This window comes from Bradyrhizobium sp. SZCCT0148, from assembly GCF_018129985.1.
GTDB lineage: Bacteria > Pseudomonadota > Alphaproteobacteria > Rhizobiales > Xanthobacteraceae > Bradyrhizobium > Bradyrhizobium japonicum_H.
Genome location: NZ_JAFCKT010000008.1, coordinates 190350 through 210368, shown reverse-complemented (window position 1 = coordinate 210368; position 20019 = coordinate 190350). Strand labels below are relative to the sequence as shown.

Genomic DNA, 20019 nt, shown 5'->3' with positions numbered 1-20019 from the left:
AGCTATTGTATACATAACGCATACAGAATCCGTGGGAGTGAGACCAATGACAAAGCCCTTCCCCATGAACGCCTGGTACGCCGCGGCTTGGGACGTGGACGTGAAAGCTGCGCTGCTGCCGCGCACGATCTGCGGCAAGCATGTCGTGATGTACCGCAAGGCCGACGGCTCGGTCGCCGCGCTGGAGGACGCCTGCTGGCACCGTTTGGTGCCGCTGTCGAAGGGCCGGCTTGAGGGCGACACCGTGGTCTGCGGCTATCACGGCCTCAAATACAACGCGCAGGGACGCTGCACCTTCATGCCCTCGCAGGAGACCATCAATCCATCGGCTTGCGTGCGTTCGTATCCGGTGGTCGAGCGCCACCGCTACATCTGGCTCTGGATGGGCGATCCCGCGTTGGCCGATCCCGCGCTCGTTCCCGACCTGCACTGGAATCACGATCCGGCCTGGGCCGGCGACGGCAAGACCATCCACGTCAAATGCGACTACCGGCTCGTGCTCGACAATCTCATGGACCTCACCCACGAGACCTTCGTGCACGGCTCCTCCATCGGCAATGAGGCAGTTGCGGAGGCGCCGTTCGACGTCACCCATGGCGAGAAGACGGTGACGGTGACACGCTGGATGCGGAACATCGAGCCGCCGCCGTTCTGGGCCAAGCAACTCGGCAAGACCGGCCCCGTCGATCGCTGGCAGATCATTCGGTTCGAAGCCCCGTGCACAATCGCAATCGACGTCGGCGTGGCGCCGACGGGCACCGGCGCGCCGGAAGGCGACCGCTCGCAGGGCGTCAACGGCTTCGTGCTCAACACCATCACGCCCGAGACCGAGACGACCTGCCATTATTTCTGGGCCTTTGTGCGCAACTACCAGCTCGGCGAGCAGCGCATCACCTCCGAGATCCGCGAAGGCGTCTCCGGCATCTTCCGCGAGGACGAACTGATCCTGGAAGCGCAGCAGCGCGCCATGGACGAAAACCCGGATCGCATCTTCTACAACCTCAATATCGACGCAGGTGCGATGTGGTCGCGCAAGCTGATCGACAGGATGGTGGCGAAGGAAACCGCGCCGCAGCGCCTTCAGGCGGCGGAGTAGATCATGGCCGAACGTGAGGTCGACCGCTCCGTCTCGCAGACCGTGAAGGCGCAGCTTGCGCTGCGCGACCAGATCCTGTCCGGCGCCCTGCGTGCGGGCGAGCGCATCTCCGAGCTCCAGGCGGTGGAGACCACCGGCGCCTCGCGCACCCCTGTGCGCATGGCGCTGGTGCGGCTGGAAGAGGAGGGCCTGCTGGAAGCGATCCCCTCCGGCGGCTTCATGGTGAAGGCGTTCTCGGAGCGCGACATCTCCGATTCCATCGAGCTGCGCGGCACGCTCGAAGGGCTTGCGGCGCGCTTTGCGGCCGAGCGCGGCGTCTCCGCGCGCGAGCTGGAGCCGCTGAAGGAGTGCCTTGCGGCGATCGACGAATTGCTCGGCCAGGTGCCGATCTCGATCGAGGCCTTCTCGTCCTATGTCACGCTGAACGCGCGCTTCCATGCCCTGCTCACGGAACTGTCGCGCAGCCCACCCCTGGTCCGCCAGATCGACCGCGCGTCCGCGCTCCCGTTCGCTTCGCCGAGCGGCTTCGTGATGGCGCAATCGGCACTCCCCGAGGCGCAGCAGATCCTGATCATCGCCCAGGATCATCATCGCGTCGTGATCGATGCGATCGAGAATCGTGAAGGCGCGCGCGCCGAAGCCGTCATGCGCGAGCACGCGCGGCTGGCGGTGCGCAACCTGCGCCTTGCGCTGCGCAACCGCACCCATCTCGATCTCTTGCCAGCGCTGGCGCTGATCAAGACCGCAACCGACTGAGGGCAGTCCCATGCGCTTCATCGAATCCTGGACTCCGGCGACGCTCGTCTCGACGCGCGATCTTGCTCCCGGCATCCGCGAATTCCTGATCCGGCCCGATCAGTTCGACGCCACCGCCTATCCGGTCGGCAGCCACATCAATGTCAGCGTGACCATCGACGGTCTGCCGGAGACGCGGTCCTATTCGCTGGTCGGCGAGGCCTCATCGCACGGGTTCAGGATCGCGGTGCGTCGCGCCGATGATTCCCGCGGCGGCTCGCGCTACATGTGGCAGCTTGCGCCCGGTGCGCGGCTCGACATCACGCAGCCGGCCTCGATGCTCGCGGTGGACTGGTCCCGCGAACGCTATTGTCTGATCGCCGGCGGTATCGGCATCACACCGATCCTCGGCGCCGCGCAGGCGCTGGCGCGGCGCGGGGTGGATGTCACGCTGCACTATGCGATGCGCTCTCGCGCCGAGGCCGCCTATCTCGATGATCTCGCTGGAATGCTCGGCGATCGCCTGGTTGTTCATGCCAGCGATGAAGGTCGGCGGCTCGATCTCGACACGCTGTTCGCGTCATTGCCGCAAGGCACGCTGGCTCTGTTCTGCGGTCCGATGCGCATGCTCGATGCCGCACGTCACGCCTGGATCGGTGCGGGCCATCCGCTACCCGATCTCCGCTACGAGACTTTCGGCTCCAGCGGCTCGCTGCCGACCGAGCCGTTTCGCGTGCGCCTGATGGGCTCGAATGTCGAACTCGAAATCCCGCGGGAGCGCTCCATGCTGGATGTGCTCAACGCCAGCGGTCATGACGTCATGTACGATTGCAAGCGCGGCGAATGCGGTCTCTGCGCCATCGACGTGGTCGAGGTCGACGGCGAGATTGATCATCGCGACGTCTTCTTCAGCGATCATCAGAAAGAGAGCAACCAGAAGATCTGCGCCTGCGTCTCCCGCGCGCGGGGGACGATCACCGTGGATACCTTGCTGCGGGCGGATGCGGTTTAACGCCAGGGAGGTCGTTTCGCCCGGGCTTGTCCCGGGCGTCCCCGTTCTTCGCGCTCGGAGCTAGGAATGGCCGTGACAACCCCGGCCATGACGCCGCGGGGGCTTTCGTGCCCTACGCCGCAAACGTCGCGCGAAGCTTCGTCGTGTCCAGCAGCCCCGGCACACGATCCGCGGACACCGGCCGGCTGATCAAATAGCCCTGCACCTCGTCGCAACTGATCTGCCTGAGATGGTCGAGCTGGTCGGCGGTCTCGACGCCTTCGGCGACGACGGCGATACGCAGGTCGCGCGCGAGCGAGATCACCGATTTGACGATGGCGGCACAATCCGGTTGCACCAGCATGTCCTGGATGAAGGATCGGTCGATCTTGATTCGGTCGAACGGCAGCTTGCGCAGATAGGTCAGCGACGAGAACCCAGTCCCGAAATCATCCAGCGCCACGGTGACGCCGAGCTGCAGCAGCGCGTTCAGGACCGTCTCGGCCGAGCCGTATTTCGACAGCAGCATCGATTCCGTGATCTCGATTTCCAGCCGGTGCGGCGCGATCTTCGCCGCCGCGAGCGCCTGCACGATGATCTGGAGGATGCCGGAATTGTGAAACTGCGCGGCAGAGAAGTTCACGGCGACTCTGATGTCGTCCGGCCACTCGGCCACTCGGCCACCGTCGCGCAGGCGCGGCGAACGACCCATTCGCCGATCTCGTGGATCAGCCCGGTCTCTTCCGCAATCGGGATGAACTCGCTCGGCGGTATCAGCCCGCGCTCGGGATGTCGCCAGCGCAGCAGCGCCTCGAACCCGGTGATCCGGTTTTCGTTGAGGTCAAGGAACGGCTGGAACACGAGAAACAGCTCGTCTCGCGCGATTGCACCGGCGAGGTCGGATTGGAGCGCCTTGCGATCGCGTGACACCCGGTCGTCGGCTTCCTCGAAGAAGCGGATCGTGCCGGGACCCGCCTTCTTGGCGCGGTAGAGGGCGGCATCGACATTCTTCATGACGTCGAGTGGCGTGGTGCCGTCGCGCGGCGCCAGCACGATGCCGACGCTGGTCGCTCCGACGATCTGGTGGCCCTCGATGTGGAACGGTTCATTGAAAGCCGCGACGAAGCGTTCGGCGAGATCGAGTGCATCCTCGGGACGCGCCAGGTTGGCCATCACCAGCGCAAACTCGTCGCCGCCGATGCGCGCGACGTGTTCGGCAGCGCGGGTGCATCGTCGCAGGCGGTTTGCAACTTCGACCAGGAATTCGTCTCCGGCGGGATGGCCGAACTTGTCGTTGACCTCCTTGAAGCGGTCGAGATCGAGCAGGAGCACCGCAAATTCCTCGCCGGCCAGCGCCAATCGCTTCAGCGCGGCTTCGAGTGTCTCGTTGAAGGCGACACGGTTGGGCAGATGGGTAAGCGTGTCCTGCCGCACCGTACGCTCCGCTTCGATCTGCCGCGTCACGCGCCGTGCGAACGCGATCGAATTGACGAACACGCCGCGCAGCAGCACGCTGCCATAGACCACGACGAGGAAGGCGATCAGGAGGAAGGCCAGATCGCCGTTCCGGCCGAGGCAGATGGCAATGCCGAGGAAGATCGGCGTGGTGAAAGCGATGGCCGCGATCGGGATGGTGGCGAAGGCGAGGGCACCGCCGGCCAGCATGCCCGAGCATAGGCAGCTAATCACGAGCTGGCCGCCGGTCGAAGCATCAGCGAAGAACGCGGCCGGAACGATGCCCCAGGCGGAGCCAAGGACGAAAGCGTTGCGCACCAGCCGGTGCATGGCACGACGCGAGACGAATTGCGGCTTGGTGATGCGGCGCGCGGCGCGGGACTGCAGACCGAACATGATCGCGCCGCTTGCGACAGCGCTTGCCCAGATCAACGCAAATATCCTGTCCGGCGACTGCCAAAGCGCGATGGCAAGGACGATGGCGTTGCAGGCATTGGCGAGCATGATGCCGACCGAATAGCCGAGCACCAGCGACATCTGTTCGGCCCGGATATGGCCGGCTACGGCTTCGTCGGTTGCGGGACCGCCAAAGGCCGACAAATCGCCGGCGAACAGCCGTGCGACATAGTTGGTCGTTTGAGTCCGCATTTCATAGCCTGCAGCATGGGCGTGGTCCGGCCCGGTCGGAAGATTTCGCTGCAAACCTTTGACGAACTATGAATTATCCCCCGCTGCGGCGTTCGCGCTGACCACTTCTGCGTGTCCGTGAGCAAGTATCGATAACAAATCGATACAAATGCGGGATGGCTGAGGAATGTTGCGGCTGGGCGCCGTCTTGCCCGGCGAAAGCGGAGCATCCTGGACGTCGTATCCCATCGATTCCATTGCCGGCGGCCTTGATCGCCCGGTTGAGCCGGGGGACGACATGGAAGTCGGGGGGACGCTTCAGCGCCCCAACTGCTTCGGGTCGTAATAGAAACGCTCCTCGACCAGCTTGTCGCCCCGCCAGGTCTGCCACGCGATCTCGTCGAGCGTCCGCGTCATTCCTTCCGCGTTCGTGAAACTGAAGGTCCAGCGGGTCGCAACATGGTCGCCCTCGATCAGGCTCGGTCCGATCCGGACAGCCCTGACCTCTTTGAAGGCCGCCAGCACGCCGCGCTCCTTCGCCACCAGCTTCTCCCGACCGACCGTCGGGTCTGCGTTGTTCTCGTAGGTCTCGGCATCGGGTGTATAGAATTGTTCGATCGCGCCGACGAAATCTCCGGTTTCCAATTGCTTGGCAAAAGCTTCGACGGCCTGACGGCTCGGCATGGCGCACCTCATGATAAAACCGACTGATGGTCGGTAACTACCGACCGTCAGTCGAAAAGTCAACTGGCGCCCTCTGCGCGATTGGACTAGACGAGACTCATGGCGAAACAGGCGGAGCGGCGCGCAGCGACATCGGAGGCGATCCTTACGGCGGCCCGTCGGCTGTTCGGGACGCAGGGCTTTGCGGCCACCACCATGGACGAGATCGCGGAAGCAGCCCGTATCGCCAAGGGCGCGGTCTATCATCACTTCAAGACGAAGGAGGCGGTGTTCGCTGCGGTGTTCGACCAGGTCTCGCGCGACCTCGTCGTCGAGATCGACGGCGCGGCTCGCACCGAGAAGGATGTGCTCGCGGCGATGGTTGCTGGCACGCAGCATTATTTCGCTGCGACCGCGAAGGGCCCGACCGGCCAGATCATCCTGCGCGACGGCCCGGCCGTGCTCGGCTGGGAGCGCTGGCGCGAGATCGACGCGCAGCATTTCGGCGGCAAGCTGCCGCGCGCGCTTTCGGTGGCGATGGAGGCTGGCCTCATCGCAAAGCAGCCGGTCGAACCGCTCGCCCGCCTGCTGCTCGGCGCAGTGACGGAGGCCGCGGTCGCCTGCGCCGGACGCGCCGATGTCGCAAGGGCCGGCGTGGAATATGCCCGTGCGTTCAAGTCGCTGGTCGAGGCGCTGCGCGTCAAGCCATGACGTGCTAGTGACGGAGCGGAAACGCCCACACCCACAAGAAGAACAGCAGCGCATGAACGCAACTTCCACTCTCACGCCGTCCGATCCCGAATTCGACTACATCATCGTCGGCGCCGGCTCCGCCGGCTGCGTGCTCGCCAACAGGCTCTCGGCGAACGGCAAGCACAGCGTGCTGCTGCTCGAGGCCGGCCCGAAGGATTCCAACATCTGGATCCACGTGCCGCTCGGCTACGGCAAGCTGTTCAAGGAGAAGTCCGTCAACTGGATGTACCAGACCGAGCCCGAGCCCGAGCTGAAGGGGCGCCAGGTGTTTCAGCCGCGCGGCAAGACGCTGGGCGGCTCGAGCTCGATCAACGGCCTGCTCTATGTCCGTGGCCAGCACGAGGACTATGATCGCTGGCGCCAGCTGGGCAACACAGGCTGGGGCTATGACGACGTGCTGCCCTATTTCAAGAAGGCCGAGAACCAGTCGCGCGGCGCCGACCAATATCATGGCAGCGGCGGTCCGTTGCCGGTTTCGAACATGGTCGTGACCGATCCCTTGTCGAAGGCCTTCATCGACGCCGCAGTCGAGACCGGTCTGCCCTACAATCCGGACTTCAACGGCGCTACCCAGGAAGGCGTCGGCCTGTTCCAGACCACGACACGCAACGGCCGTCGGGCCTCGACCTCGGTGGCCTATCTCGGGCCGGCGAAGATGCGCGGCAATCTCAAGGTCGAAACCTCAGCGCTCGGCCAGCGCGTGCTGTTCGAGGGACGCCGCGCCGTCGGCGTCGAATATCGGCAAGGCGCGCAAATCCGCCGTGCCCGCGCGCGCAGGGAGATCGTGCTGTCGAGCGGCGCCTATAATTCGCCGCAGCTGCTGCAGCTCTCCGGCGTCGGCCCGGGCGACCTCTTGCGCAACCATGGCATCGACGTCGTGCTCGACGCGCCGGGCGTCGGTCACGACCTCCAGGATCACATGCAGGTCCGCATCGTGATGCGCTGCTCGCAGAAGATCACGCTGAATGACACCGTCAATCATCCGCTCCGGCGCACTATGGCCGGCGCGCGTTATGCGCTGTTCCGGAAAGGTTGGCTGACGATCGCAGCCGGCACCGCGGGCGCGTTCTTCAAGACCAGCCCGCGGTTGGCCTCGCCCGATATCCAGGTGCACTTCCTGCCGTTCTCGACCGACAAGATGGGCGAGAAGCTGCATGATTTCTCGGGCTTCACGGCTTCCGTGTGCCAGCTCCGTCCTGAAAGCCGCGGGACCTTGCGCATCCGGAGTGCCGATCCGACCGTGCCGCCGGAGATCCGCATCAACTACATGTCGACCGAGACCGACCGCACCACCAACGTCGAGGGCCTGAAGATCCTGCGCACGATATTGAATGCGCCGGCGCTGAAGCCGTTCGTGGTCAATGAATACGATCCCGGCGCGAAGGTATCCACGGACGCCGAGCTGCTGGATTATTGCCGCGAGCGCGGCAGCACCATCTACCATCCGACCTCGACCTGTCGTATGGGCAATGATGCGCTTGCGGTGGTCGACCAGCGGCTGAAGGTGAGGGGGCTCGACGGCCTTCGCGTCGTCGACGGCTCGGTCATGCCGGACCTCGTCTCGGGGAACACCAACGCGCCGATCATCATGATCGCCGAAAAGGCCTCCGACATGATATTGGAGGATGCGCGGTAACCCGCGCGAGAAGGAGCAGATGGTTTGGCTACGCGACTGAAGATCGGCACCCGCAAGAGCACGATGGCGCTGGCACAGACGGAAGAGATCGCGCGCCGCCTGACCGCCGCGGTGCCGGGCCTCGACGTCGAGATCGTCAAGTTCGACACGACGGGCGATCTCGACCAGACCAGCAAGCTGCTGCCGCATGGCGGCAAGGGCGGCGCCTTCGTGGCGCAGATCCGCGCCGCCGTGCTGTCAGGCGAATTACAGGCGGCGATGCACTCGCTAAAGGACATGCCGGGCAACGAGGACACGCCCGGCCTCGTCATCGGCGCCACACTGTCGCGCGATCCGCCCAACGACGCACTGGTGCTGCGCGATGGCGTGACGCTGGAGGCGTTGCGTCAGTCGCGCGGCAAGGGTTTCAAGATCGGCACCAATGCCGTCCGTCGCGCCGCTTATGCACGGCGCTTGTTTCCGGATGTAGAGGTGATTCACTTTCGCGGCGCCGCCGACACGCGCGTGCGCAAGCTCGACAATGGCGAAAAGCAGAAGCTGCCGGGTGGCGGCGCAGTGGGGCCGGCGGACGCGCTGATCATGGCGCGTTCCGGTCTCGACCGCGTCGGCCTGGCCGGCCGCATCGCCTACGAATTCACTGCGATGGAGATGCTGCCGGCGGCGGGGCAGGGCATCGTCGCCGTCGAATGCGCCGTGCAGGACTGGCAGACGCGGCAGATCCTGTCGTCGATCGACGATCGCGACGCGCATGCCTCTGCGGATGCCGAGCGCGAGGTATTGTGGGTGCTGAACGGCCACTGCAATTCGCCGGTGGCGGGCTTCTCGACCATCGCGGGCGATCGGATGTCGCTCACCGCATCCGTGCTCGATCTCTCCGGCAACACCATCATCGAGGCGTCGCGCGAAGGCCCCGCCAATCGCCCGCGCGAACTCGGGCGCGCGGTGGGGCTGGATCTACTGGGCAAGGGCGCCGCCGAAATCATCGAGCGCAGCCGGCCGCGCTGAATGCGTTAATTCCCGCCTAATCCGATGTAATTTTACGCAAACTTGTCGTTATTTGGTCGCCAACCGTCTTGCTGACTTCCGCTTTTCCTGCCGCAGCGTCCAAGGCATAGCAGTCGTGGTCTGAACGAAAAGGCGACGACGATGACTGAGAACGAGATATTCATTCTCGAAGACGATCTGACGACGCGCGCGATGCTGAGGGTCGTTCTCGAGAAAGCGGGCTATCAGCCGGTCTTCTTTGCCGATGGCGAAGCCCTGATCGCGAAGTCCCGCCATGCCTCGCCGGCCTGCATTCTTCTCGATCTGTGCCTGCCCGGAATATCGGGACTGGACGTTCTTGGACAACTGACCGATCGAACCTGTCCGGCCCCGATCCTCATGGTGTCGGGGCAGGGCGATATCCCAACCGCAGTGCATGCGCTTCGGATCGGAGCGGCGGATTTCGTCCAGAAGCCGTTCAGTCCGGCAGATCTGGTTGCACGGATCGAGTCGGCCGGCGCTGGCCAGCCTGCGCATTCGGCGGGTTCATTGGACCATTTCAAGCAATCGCGGGGACTCACCAGGCGCGAGTGCGAGGTCCTGGATCATCTGATCGCGGGGTCATCGAGCAAGGTGATCGCGCGGAAGCTCGGCATCAGCCCGCGAACGGTCGAGGATCACCGCGCCCGGATCTTGCAAAAGGCCGGCGTCAAGACGACCGCGCAGCTTTCGCTCATGGCCTTCAAAGGGGCACTGGCCTTGAAAGACCGGCCCGCCGCCTCTGGGCGCCGCACCGTTCACTGATGACGCAGGTGGTGATGCCGGCGTGATCGCGTTTTGCCCGACGTGTCAAACGTGGGTCTGAGCAGGGTCACGCCGGCCCCAGCCTTTTCAATGACTTGTCTACTGTGCATGGGGTTGTTTTCGCACTTTTTGGGTGCGGCCGCCTCAGGAGCGGGTTGAATTACCCCCGCACCCGCTTGATCATCTGCTCGACATGGGCGATCGGCGTCTCCGGCTGGATGCCGTGGCCGAGATTGAAGATGAAGCGGCCCTGCGCAAAATTCGCCAGCACGTCGTCCACTGCGCCGTCGAGCGCGGCGCCGCCCGTGATCAGCACCAGCGGATCGAGATTGCCCTGCACGGCGACCTTGCTTTGCACGCGTTCGCGAATGAAGCCCGGCTCCGCAGTCCAGTCGATGCTGACCGCATTGACGCCGGTCGCCTCGACATAGGCCGGCAATTGCGCACCGGCGCCGCGGGGGAAGCCGATGATCTTGGCGTCCGGCACCTTGGCCCGCACGCCCTCCACGATGCGCCGGGTCGGCTCGACCGACCAGCGCGCGAACTCGGCCGGCGGCAGCACGCCGGCCCAGGTGTCGAAAATCTGCAAGGCGTTGGCGCCGGCTGCAAGCTGCAACAGCAGATATTGAATCGAGTTCTCGACCAGCACGTCGATGATCTTCGCGAACGTCTCCGGATGCCGGTAGGCCATCATCCGGGCCGGCGCCTGGTCGGGCGTGCCCTGGCCCGCGACCATGTAGGTCGCGACCGTCCACGGCGCGCCGCAGAAGCCGATCAGCGCGGTCTTGGGATCGAGCGCGGTGCGCACGAGCTTGAGCGCCTCGAACACCGGCTCGAGCTTGCCGAAGTCGGCGTGCGCGGCCAGCGTTGCGACCTTGGCGGGATCGTCCAGCGGATCCAGCCGCGGGCCCTCACCGACCTCGAACCGCACCGAGCGCCCGAGCGCATAGGGGATCACCAGGATGTCCGAGAAGATGATCGCGGCATCGAAGCCGAACCTGCGTATCGGTTGCAGCGTCACCTCGGCCGCAAGCTGCGGGTTGAAGCACAGGTCGAGGAAGCCGCCGGCCTTGGCGCGGACCTCGCGGTATTCCGGCAGATAGCGGCCGGCCTGCCGCATCATCCACATGGGCGGGATGCTCCGGTGCTGGCCGGAGAGCACGTCGATGAAAGGTTTCGTCGCGGATTGGGGCACGAATGGTCCTGGGCAGGGTTACGGCTCCTGATACACCGCTATGGCCGCCAACGGAACAGGGGAACCAGCACAATCGGAGCGCGTTGATCTGCCGATGGAGGACATTATGGCTGAGACATTCAACCCCGCGCCGCACGACAAGCACGCCGACGATCTGCACGAAGCGCTCGCTGCCGACCGTCACAGCAAGCTCGACGCCGGGCTGGAGGATAGCTTCCCGGCCTCCGATCCGATCAGCGCCACCCAGCCGACGCCGTCAAAAGCGGATGCGGATGCTGACAATCCCTCGCTCTGGGACAAGGTAAAGGCCATTTTCAGCTAGCGGAGTGCGCGGCCGCTTTGCTAATGTCCTGTTAGCAATGCGCCGATCCTTGCGTCCGTAGGACTACGGAAAATCGGGATATCGCCGCCCAATCCGGCGGTGGTTTCAAGGTTCAATAACACAAGCGGCAGAGGTTCCGAATATCGGAGAACCCTGCCGCGTGATTGCTGTTGCCCAACGAACGGGATGGAGCCGCCTGCCGGTGCGCGCGGCGGCGTTCGTCGTGCTCACTTGCGCGGCTATCCTCGGTGTCAGCGGCTGGCGCGAATGGGCCGCACGCGACGCAGTCCTCAGGGGTGCCGAGACCGAGATGGCAAACGTGGCCCGTTCGCTGACCCAGCACGCCGAGGACAGCTTCGATCTCCTGGATTCCGGCGTGGTCGGCGTCGTCAGCCGGCTGGAGATGGATGGTACCAGCCCCGCCACCATCGCCAAGCTCGGCAACGTCGTGGAGGCGCGCAAGAAGGCGATGCCGCGCATCCACAGCCTCGCCGTCATCGACGATCGCGGCAACTGGCTGACCTCGCCGGGCACGACCGGCTCGACGCTCAGCGACGATGCATTCTTCCGCTATCATCAGCTGTCCCCGAAACGGGAGCCCTATGTCGGCCATCCCGTGAAGAGCCTGCTCGAAGGCGAATGGGTGGTCACCCTGTCGCGCCGCTTCAACAAGCCTGACGGCAGCTTCGGCGGTGTGGTGGTCGCAACCATCAGTTCCGGATATCTGGCGCACTTTTACGAGCAATTCGAGATCGGCCGCAACAGCTCCGTGGCGCTGGTGCATGGCGATGGGTTGATCATCGCGCGCAATCCCGGCAACGACAAGTTCGTCGGTCGCAGCGTCGCGGACACCGCGCTGTTTCGCGACGCCAGCCTGCAACGGCCGGGCGGCGTCTATCATTTCACGTCACCGCTGGACGGTGCCGAGCGTGTCAGTTTCTTCAAGCGCAGCGGCCGCTATCGCCTCGTCCTGCTGGCCACGTTGGACAAGGAGGAACTGCTCGCGCCATGGCGCGCCGCGGCCATTTCCCGCATGCTCTACGTCATCGCGTTGGTGATGCTCATTGCGGTCATCGGCGCCGTGCTGGTCCGGCAGTTGCAACGCGGCCAGCGCATGGCCGCGGCCCTGGTCGAGAAGGAAGCGCATTTCCGCCTGCTCGCGGAAGGCTCCAGCGACATGGTGACCAGCATCGGGCTCGACGAGCGGTTGCGCTATGTCTCGCCCTCGTCCGTGCGGGTCGTCGGCTGGCGCGCCAATCAACTGATCGGCACACCTGCGCTCGCGGGCATCAATCCGAAGGATCTGCCGGGGGTCCAGGCGACCGTCGATGCCATGAAGCGTGGCGACCGGGAAGAAGCGCGGTTCACCTATCGCCACTCGCACCGGCAGAACGGCGAGGTCTGGCTCGAATCGACCATGCGGGTGACACGCAAGGACGACGGCCGCGTCGACGGCGTGGTCGCGATCACCCGCGACATCACCGAGCAAAAGAACCTGGAGACCAGGCTCGAGACACTTGCGATCGAGGACAGCCTCACCGGCCTTGCCAATCGCCGCCGCTTCGACGAGCGGCTGAAGGAGGAATGGGCACGCGCCTATCGCGACCGCTCCAGCCTTGCTCTGCTGATGATCGATGTCGATCACTTCAAGGCCTATAATGACGAATACGGCCATCCCGCAGGCGATGCCTGCCTGCGTCTGGTCGCAAAGATCATCGCGGCCGAGACGCAGCGCACCGGCGATCTGGCGGCGCGCTATGGCGGCGAGGAATTCGCCATGCTGCTGCCGAACACCGATCCCGCCGGATGCGCCCAGGTCGGCGAACGGATCCGCAGTGCCATCCACGAAGCCGGCCTCGTCCATGCCACCAATCCGGCATCCGGTCGCGTCACCGCCTCGGTCGGTGGTGCGGTCTGCCGGCCGGCGCTGGAGCGTACGGCGGGCGTATCCTCGCTCGTCGAAGCCGCCGACCGGGCGCTCTACGCCGCGAAGGACGCGGGCCGTAACCGGCTGATGATGTCCGGCGAGCTCATGAACCTGCTGCCCAAGGCATCCGGCCAGTAAACGGCTCAATAATGCGGCGGGGGTTCGTTGGCCGGCCCGGGCGCACTGGCCTCGGCATCCTGCAGCCGCTCGCCAAGCTCCGTGATCTTCCGCGTCAGCATGTCGATCTGCTTCCATTGCGCGGTGATGGTCTGGTTCAACGTCTCGATCGTGTCGTCCTGATAGGCGAGGCGCGTTTCCAGCGTGTCGATGCGCTCGGCGAGCGCCCTGATCTCATTCGTCACGGCCGTGTCCCATATCCTGTTCGAGCAAGCTCCGTTCGCGCAGACCATGGCCGAGCGCGACGCGCTCGTCGAACACGAAGCATTCGCCGCGCCAGCGGCTTTGCGCCTCCGGCACCTCTTCCAGATATTTGAGAATGCCGCCCTTGAGGTGATAGACTTCCGTAAAGCCGCGCGCGAGCAGATGCGAGCTCGCCTTCTCGCAGCGGATGCCGCCGGTGCAGAACATCGCGATCCTGCGGTGCTTTGCGGGATCGAGCCCGACTGCGGCAAAATCCTTGAACTGGCCAAAGCTCCTGATGCCGGGATCGACGGCGCCTTCGAACGTTCCCATCGCCACCTCGAAGGCGTTGCGGGTGTCGAGCAGCAATATGTCGGGCGCCGAGATCAGCGCGTTCCATTCGCTCGCATCGACATAGGTGCCGACCTGGCGGGTCGGATCGGTCGCCGCATCGCCGAGCGTGACGATCTCCTTCTTCAGCCTCACCTTCAGCCGCCCGAACGGCATCGCTTCAGCGGCCGAAAACTTCAATTCGAGATTGTTCAGCCTGCCGCCGAACATGTCGCCGTGCGCCAGCTCATGGGCGAGGGTGTCGATCGCCTCCGGCGTCCCGGCGAGCGTGCCGTTGATGCCTTCCTGTGCCAGCAGCACGCTGCCCTTCAGCCCAAGGCCGGCGCAGAACGCACGCAGCGGCTCGCGCAACTCGCGGTAATCCGGGAGGGCGGCGAATTGGTAGAAGGCGGCGACCTTGATGATCGAATCCGGATCAGACATGGCCGCTCGTTTAGCAGGCGGCCGGCGCCCGGAAAACCCGCATGGCCGTCGGCCTCGAAAGCTCTATACGCCCAGCGGATGGCAGCCATTTCCCTGGTATGCCAGCATTGCCCAAGGCTGCCGGAATGTGTCATGTAACCCGGGTTTTTCCGAGCTGGCGTGCCGTCCGCGCCACGGGCCAAGAGAGCAAGAATTCGATGAGAAACTTTCACTTCCCAGGCAGGTCCACGGTCCACGCCACCAACGCGATGGTCGCGACCTCGCATCCGCAGGCCTCGCTCGCCGCGATCGAGGTGCTGCGCGAGGGGGGCACCGCGGTGGATGCGGCGGTCGCGGGATCGGCCCTGCTCGGTGTGATCGAGCCACAATCGACCGGCATCGGCGGCGACTGTTTCGCGCTCGTCCAGCCGCGCGGCGAGGGCAAGATCATCGCCTACAACGGCTCGGGTCGGGCACCGAAGGCGGCGAATGCCGACTGGTATCTCGAGCGCAAGATTACTTCCGTGCCGCTGACCTCGGCGCATGCGGTCTCGATCCCCGGCGTGATCGACGCCTTCGCGACCGTCTTGCGCGATCACGGAAAGTTCGGCTTCGACCGGCTGCTCCAGCCCGCGATCAAGGCGGCCGAGGAAGGCTATGTCGTCGCCCCCCGCATCGCCTTCGACTGGAAGAACCAGTTCGAGAAGCTGAAGGGCGGCACCAACACCGTGCGTTACCTGTTGCCGGGCGGCAAGCCGCCGGTGGCCGGCGACGTCATCCGCCAGGCCGAACTCGGCAAGACGCTGCGTGCGATCGCCAAGGACGGCCGCGACGCCTTCTACAAGGGTGCGATCGCGGAAGACATGGTCGAGACCCTCAAGGGCATCGGCGGCCTGCACACGCTCGACGATTTCGCTGCGCACACTACCGAAACGACGACGCCGATCGGCACCATGTACAAGGGTTACGACGTCTGGCAGTGCCCGCCGAATGGACCCGGCCTCACGATGCTGCTGATGCTGAACATCCTGTCGCGGTTCGACCTGACGAAATACGCCCCTCTCAGCGTCGAGCGTTTCCATCTCGAAGCCGAGGCCGCGCGCATCGCCTACATGCACCGCGAACTGCACGTTGCCGATCCCGATCACATGCAGGTTGAGGTCGCCAAGATCCTCGCCAAGGAATTCTGCGACGAGCACATCGCCAAGATCCGCATGGACGGCATGCTCGACCTGCCGAACGTCGCACCGCCGATGAATCCGTCGACCATCTACATCACCGTCGTGGACAAGGACCGTAACGTCTGCTCGTTCATCAACTCGATCGCGCATTCCTTCGGCTCGGCGATCGTCTCGAACAAGACCGGGGTCCTGTTCCAGAACCGCGCCGGTGGCTTCCGAATCCAGCCGGGCCATCCCAACTGCATCGCCGGCGGCAAACGGCCACTGCACACGATCATGCCGAGCTTGCTCACCAAGGGCGGCCGCTCCGTGATGCCGTTCGCGGTGATGGGCGGACAGTATCAGCCGGTCGGCCAGACCCACGTCGTGACCAACATCCTCGACTATGGCTGCGACGTGCAGGAGGCAATCGACATGCCGCGCGGCTTGCACTACGAGGGCCAGTATCAGCTCGAGGACAGCGTGCCGGCTGCGATCGTCGAGGGCCTGAAGAAGCTCGGCCACAAGACCACCAGCGTGGTCGGCCCGCTCGGCGGCGCGCAGGCGATCTGGATCGACTGGGACAAGGGCACGCTCACCGGCGGTTCCGATCCGCGCAAGGACGGCTGCGCGCTCGGCTATTGAGCAAAGGCTGCAGCGGGGCTGGCAACGACCACCGCATTGCGCTAGACACCATCCGCCTCAAACGGAAGGTGCTTTATGCAGCGTTTCCAGCGCGCACTCCTCACGATGATGTCGGCGCTCGCGATCACGGTGATTGCGGGCGTGTCGCATTTCGTTTCCACCACGGCCTCGGCCCAGACCGCAGGAAAGACCATGACCACAGCTTCAGGCTTGCAGATCATCGATTCCACCGTCGGCACCGGCGCCTCGCCGCAGCCCGGCCAGATCTGTGTGATGCACTATACCGGCTGGCTCTATGAGAACGGCCAGAAGGGCAAGAAATTCGACAGCTCCGTCGATCGCAAGGAGCCGTTCGAATTCCCGATCGGCAAGGGCCGTGTCATCGCCGGTTGGGACGAGGGCGTTGCGTCGATGAAGGTCGGCGGCAAGCGCACGCTGATCATCCCGCCGCAGCTCGGCTACGGCGCCCGCGGCGCCGGCGGCGTGATCCCGCCGAACGCGACGCTGATGTTCGATGTGGAATTGCTCGCGGTGAAGTGACGCGTCGCGGCCGGACCGAAACCAGCAAGACAAACAAAAAGACCGGCCCTTCGGCCGGTCTTCTCGCTTTCAGATGTCGCGCGTCATTCGGTCGCGCGCTTGGCTCCTGCCGCTGCGCGATCAATCGCGTCCTTTGCAGCGTCCTTGGCATCGCCCATGGCCTGCTGGCCCTTGCCTTTCACTTCCTGGATCACGCCTTCGCCCTTCAGACGCTCGGACCCGGTGGCTTCACCGATGCCCTGCTTGGCCTTGCCGATGGCTTCGTTGGCGGTACCCTTGATCTTGTCGGTCGTGCTACCCATGAAAATTCTCCTTCCATTGTGCTCGCATGGACAACGTTCTCCGGCTAAGAGAGTTCCATTTTTGGTATGGCTCGCCAACGTGCCTTCGGGTTAGGTTGCCGCGCACGGAACCAACAGAAAGCAAGTCCCATGACCGGCCATGATCATTCGCATTCCCACCATGACCACGATCACGACGATCGCTGGAAACATGACGGCGTGCGCGTCATTCCCGGCAACCAGCTCGATACCAACGTCCCGTCGACGGCAGGCATGGACCGCGCCGCTGCGATCAATTTTGCGCGCGTCGGCGCCCAGAAATTGTGGGCCGGCACCGTCAGCATCAAGCCGGACGCCAAGACCGGCGCCCACCACCACGGCCATCTCGAGAGCGTCATTTACGTGGTGAAGGGCAAGGCGCGGATGCGCTGGGGCGAGAGCCTGCAATTCACCGCGGAAGCCGGCCCCGGCGATTTCATCTTCGTCCCGCCTTACGTGCCGCATCAGGAGATCAACGCCAGCCCAGACGAGGTGCTGGAATGCGTGCTGGTGCGCAGCGACGGCGAGGCGGTGGCGATCAACCTCGACATCGAGCCGGTCGAGAAGCCCGAGACCGTGTTGTGGATCGACCCCGTCCACCGGGATCCGAACGAGAAGAAGTAACACCTGACGGTTGCCTGCGGCTTCTGTTGAACAGAACCGGGCAGGGGTGGTCTCGAAAAATATCCGGAAGCGGTGTCGGGTGGCCGTCGGCCTATCCGTCCTTGGGCAGAACCCGCCCAAGGAGCGTCCGATGCCTAGGATGTTTTTTCTCAATCTGCCGGTCACCGATCTCAAGCGTGCGACCGCTTTTTATGAAGCGGTCGGCGCAACCCGGAACCCGCAATTCAGCGACGACACCGCGAGCTGCATGGTCTTTTCCGAGGCCATCTACGTCATGCTGACCACTCACGAGAAATTCCGCCAGTTCACGCCGAAGCCCATCTCCGATGCGAAGACCTCGAACCAGGCGCTGTTCTGCCTGTCCGCCGACACCCGCGACGAGGTCGACGTGATCGTCGGCAAGGCCGAGGCGGCGGGCGGGGTGGCCGATCCCGGTCCGAAGGACGAATACAGCTTCATGTACGGCCGCAGCTTCGAGGATCCGGACGGCCATATGTGGGGTGTGAACTGGATGGACATGGCGGCTGTCCCTCCGCAGCCATCCGCCATGGCGAATGCCTGATCAGCGCGTTTGAACACTAAACCGAGGAGGAGCCTTCAAGATGTCCAAGGTCGTTCCCTGCATGTGGTTCAACGGCGATGCCGAGGAAGCCGCGAAGTTCTATGTCTCGCTGGTGCCGAATTCGGCGATTACGTACGTTCAGCGCAACGTATCGGACGGCCCCTCCGGCAAGGAGGGCTCCGTGCTCGTGGTCGAGTTCACGGTCGCCGGCCAGCCGCTGGTCGCACTCAACGGCGGCATGAAGATGGAGTACACCCACGCCATCTCGTTGATGATCCATTGCGACGACCAGGCCCAGGTCGATAGCGTCTGGCATGCTTTCCTGGCCGATGGCGGCAAGGAGGAGCAGTGCGGCTGGCTCAGGGATCGCTGGGGCGTGGCCTGGCAGGTGGTGCCGAAGGTGATGTTCGAGTTCCTGTCGAGCCCGGACAAGGCAGCGGCCGCGCGCGCGATGCAAGCCATGATGAAGATGGTGAAGCTGGATGTCGACGTGCTGCGTCGCGCGTTCGAGGGCAAGTCGGCGGCGTAGCGCAGACGCGCTCGCCACACGATCAGTGCCGTAGGAGAGCCAGGGCGCTCTTGCGCCTTGGCCACGGTATGTCTCTACTTGAGAGAGGTCGTGGGCACGCTTCGCTTGCCCACCCTACGAGACTACGAGACTACGAGACTACGAGACCGTGGTCGCAGCTAATAATTGATCCGCAGCCCCACGCCGCCGTGAATGGTGTTGCCGACGGGCTGCGGGCCGAGCGTGCCGTTGGCGAAGAGGTCCACGACCCAGCCCTTCTGCACGCGGAAGCCGAGCCGGCCGCCATATTCGAACCAGCCTTGGTTGCCCATGGTCGGCACCACCGTGCCGTTGCCGGTCACGGTGGCAACGATGCCGCTGTGGCTCGCAAACGACTGCACCCAGCCGCCGTTGATGTTGGTTTCGATGCTGCTGCTCAACAGGTGCGTCCACTGGCCGCCGATCTTGACCAGGCTGGTGCGGTCGGTGCCGGTCGCAATGGTGGCGTCGAACGGGTTGAAGGCCACCGCATTGTCGCTATAGCCGGACACGCGCTGCCAGAGTTGCCAGACCTCGATCGAAGCCGCGACCTCGTCCCGCGGCGACACGCGGCTTATCCAGCCGGCGCGGCCGTAGACCGCATAGTTCGAAGCATTGGTCGAACTCGTTACGCTCACCGGCCCGAGGCTGGTATTATAGGTGCGGGTGTAGCGCGCCTTCTCCCACGGCGTCAGGATGGTGCCGACGTCGAAGAATGGACGCGACGAGCCCCAGTCGGTGAAGTCGTAACGGAGCGCGAAGGCGCCGATCGGCGCGCTCGTGATCTTGTAACCGCCCTCGTTGTATTGCGTGTAGGCGATGCCGGCGAGTAGCGACAGATTGTTGGTGAGCTCCTTGCGGCCGTGGATGCCTGCCGAAAAGGAACCGGCCGAGCCGAACGCGCTGATGCAGTCGCTGCAATTGACCTGCTCGTTGACCCCGAGCAGGACCGTGCCGAGCACCCGGTTCGTAATCATCTGGTTGAAGCGCTGATTGGCGAGGCCGCCGATCGAATTGCCGCTGGAATCGGCGCCGGTCGGCGTTGGACTGGATGTCGGACTCGACGTCGGATACGGACTCGGCGAGGACGAGGGATAGGGGCTCGGCGACGGATAGGGGCTCGGCGAGGGGGAGGGCGACGGTGAATATGTCGGCGTCGGGGACGGTGTATAGCTCGGGTAAGGCGTTGGCTCGCTGCACTCGGATTCACACGCCGCCGCGGCTGCGACCGGACGAATGTCGGACGCGACGAACGCAAGTGCGGCGGCCGCGGTCAGCACGCCGGCGAGGATGAAGCGCTTTAGGGGGAGCTTTGCCATC

Annotated in this window: 20 protein-coding genes and 1 pseudogene; 14 read left to right on the top strand and 7 right to left on the bottom strand. The window is 64.6% G+C overall.

Translation table 11 applies throughout. The features are described 5' to 3' along the window. Nucleotides 1-46 precede the first annotated feature (46 nt). Genes JQ580_RS23465 through JQ580_RS23455 form a run of 3 tightly spaced genes read left to right on the top strand, consistent with a single transcriptional unit; the run spans nt 47 to nt 2843 of the window. Nucleotides 47-1096 carry an aromatic ring-hydroxylating dioxygenase subunit alpha gene (locus JQ580_RS23465; protein ID WP_212282564.1) on the top strand — a complete coding sequence of 350 codons (1050 nt, stop codon included), beginning with the start codon at nt 47-49 and terminating at the stop codon, nt 1094-1096. A 3-nt stretch (nt 1097-1099) separates the two neighbouring features. After that, nucleotides 1100-1852, top strand: coding sequence for a GntR family transcriptional regulator (locus tag JQ580_RS23460; RefSeq protein WP_212282563.1), 753 nt, complete (start codon nt 1100-1102; stop codon nt 1850-1852). Between the two features lie 10 nt (nt 1853-1862). Next, the gene (locus JQ580_RS23455) at nt 1863-2843 is read left to right on the top strand and encodes a PDR/VanB family oxidoreductase (protein ID WP_212282562.1); all 981 of its coding nucleotides are present in this window, start codon (nt 1863-1865) and stop codon (nt 2841-2843) included. A 112-nt stretch (nt 2844-2955) separates the two neighbouring features. Here JQ580_RS23455 and JQ580_RS34120 read toward each other — a convergent pair. Then, nucleotides 2956-4925, bottom strand: a pseudogene (locus JQ580_RS34120) (putative bifunctional diguanylate cyclase/phosphodiesterase). A 297-nt stretch (nt 4926-5222) separates the two neighbouring features. Further along, on the bottom strand, nt 5223-5588 hold the full coding sequence (locus JQ580_RS23445) for a nuclear transport factor 2 family protein (RefSeq protein WP_212282561.1): 366 nt from the start codon (nt 5586-5588) through the stop codon (nt 5223-5225). Between the two features lie 99 nt (nt 5589-5687). Between JQ580_RS23445 and JQ580_RS23440 the strand changes: the two genes are divergently transcribed. The 4 genes from JQ580_RS23440 to JQ580_RS23425 all read left to right on the top strand — a co-directional run bounded on the left by JQ580_RS23440 (nt 5688) and on the right by JQ580_RS23425 (nt 9744). Further along, nucleotides 5688-6278 (top strand): TetR/AcrR family transcriptional regulator, encoded by a 591-nt coding sequence (locus JQ580_RS23440; RefSeq protein WP_212282560.1) that lies wholly within the window; start codon nt 5688-5690, stop codon nt 6276-6278. 52 nt (nt 6279-6330) lie between these two features. Next, nucleotides 6331-7956 carry a GMC family oxidoreductase gene (locus tag JQ580_RS23435; RefSeq protein ID WP_212282559.1) on the top strand — a complete coding sequence of 542 codons (1626 nt, stop codon included), beginning with the start codon at nt 6331-6333 and terminating at the stop codon, nt 7954-7956. Between the two features lie 24 nt (nt 7957-7980). Beyond that, a complete protein-coding gene (gene hemC / locus JQ580_RS23430; RefSeq protein WP_212282558.1) occupies nt 7981-8961 on the top strand; it encodes a hydroxymethylbilane synthase in 981 nt (326 codons plus the stop codon). Between the two features lie 141 nt (nt 8962-9102). Next, the gene (locus tag JQ580_RS23425; RefSeq protein WP_212282557.1) at nt 9103-9744 is read left to right on the top strand and encodes a response regulator transcription factor; all 642 of its coding nucleotides are present in this window, start codon (nt 9103-9105) and stop codon (nt 9742-9744) included. A gap of 160 nt (nt 9745-9904) precedes the next feature. Here JQ580_RS23425 and hemE read toward each other — a convergent pair whose 3' ends face one another. Next, nucleotides 9905-10939, bottom strand: a complete 1035-nt coding sequence (gene hemE, locus JQ580_RS23420; protein ID WP_212282556.1) for a uroporphyrinogen decarboxylase — start codon at nt 10937-10939, stop codon at nt 9905-9907. A 106-nt stretch (nt 10940-11045) separates the two neighbouring features. Between hemE and JQ580_RS23415 the strand changes: the two genes are divergently transcribed. Together JQ580_RS23415 and JQ580_RS23410 are read left to right on the top strand one after the other, a co-directional pair. Further along, nucleotides 11046-11261, top strand: coding sequence for a hypothetical protein (locus JQ580_RS23415; RefSeq protein ID WP_212282555.1), 216 nt, complete (start codon nt 11046-11048; stop codon nt 11259-11261). A 160-nt stretch (nt 11262-11421) separates the two neighbouring features. After that, nucleotides 11422-13326, top strand: a complete 1905-nt coding sequence (locus JQ580_RS23410) for a diguanylate cyclase (RefSeq protein ID WP_212282554.1) — start codon at nt 11422-11424, stop codon at nt 13324-13326. Between the two features lie 5 nt (nt 13327-13331). Here JQ580_RS23410 and JQ580_RS23405 read toward each other — a convergent pair whose 3' ends face one another. Continuing rightward, the gene (locus tag JQ580_RS23405; RefSeq protein WP_212282553.1) at nt 13332-13550 is read right to left on the bottom strand and encodes a SlyX family protein; all 219 of its coding nucleotides are present in this window, start codon (nt 13548-13550) and stop codon (nt 13332-13334) included. Continuing rightward, nucleotides 13540-14322: an oxygen-dependent tRNA uridine(34) hydroxylase TrhO gene (trhO, locus tag JQ580_RS23400; RefSeq protein WP_212282552.1), complete on the bottom strand. Its 783-nt coding sequence runs from the start codon at nt 14320-14322 to the stop codon at nt 13540-13542. Before trhO ends, JQ580_RS23405 begins: the two co-directional genes overlap by 11 nt. A gap of 197 nt (nt 14323-14519) precedes the next feature. On the opposite strand from trhO, the gene ggt reads away from it, so the two are divergent. Then, on the top strand, nt 14520-16106 hold the full coding sequence (gene ggt / locus JQ580_RS23395; protein WP_212282551.1) for a gamma-glutamyltransferase: 1587 nt from the start codon (nt 14520-14522) through the stop codon (nt 16104-16106). A gap of 75 nt (nt 16107-16181) precedes the next feature. Further along, complete coding sequence (locus JQ580_RS23390; protein ID WP_212282550.1) at nt 16182-16646, top strand: FKBP-type peptidyl-prolyl cis-trans isomerase; 465 nt, start codon at nt 16182-16184, stop codon at nt 16644-16646. A gap of 83 nt (nt 16647-16729) precedes the next feature. On the opposite strand, the gene JQ580_RS23385 is transcribed toward JQ580_RS23390, so the two are convergent. Then, nucleotides 16730-16948, bottom strand: a complete 219-nt coding sequence (locus JQ580_RS23385; protein ID WP_212282549.1) for a CsbD family protein — start codon at nt 16946-16948, stop codon at nt 16730-16732. Between the two features lie 129 nt (nt 16949-17077). On the opposite strand from JQ580_RS23385, the gene JQ580_RS23380 reads away from it, so the two are divergent. From JQ580_RS23380 to JQ580_RS23370, 3 genes are all read left to right on the top strand, one after another. Then, nucleotides 17078-17590, top strand: a complete 513-nt coding sequence (locus JQ580_RS23380; protein WP_080137629.1) for a cupin domain-containing protein — start codon at nt 17078-17080, stop codon at nt 17588-17590. A 130-nt stretch (nt 17591-17720) separates the two neighbouring features. After that, nucleotides 17721-18152, top strand: coding sequence for a VOC family protein (locus JQ580_RS23375; RefSeq protein ID WP_212282548.1), 432 nt, complete (start codon nt 17721-17723; stop codon nt 18150-18152). A 40-nt stretch (nt 18153-18192) separates the two neighbouring features. After that, a complete protein-coding gene (locus JQ580_RS23370; protein ID WP_212282547.1) occupies nt 18193-18681 on the top strand; it encodes a VOC family protein in 489 nt (162 codons plus the stop codon). A gap of 158 nt (nt 18682-18839) precedes the next feature. On the opposite strand, the gene JQ580_RS23365 is transcribed toward JQ580_RS23370, so the two are convergent. Continuing rightward, nucleotides 18840-20018 (bottom strand): hypothetical protein, encoded by a 1179-nt coding sequence (locus tag JQ580_RS23365; protein WP_212282546.1) that lies wholly within the window; start codon nt 20016-20018, stop codon nt 18840-18842. Between the last annotated feature and the right edge of the window lies 1 nt (nt 20019).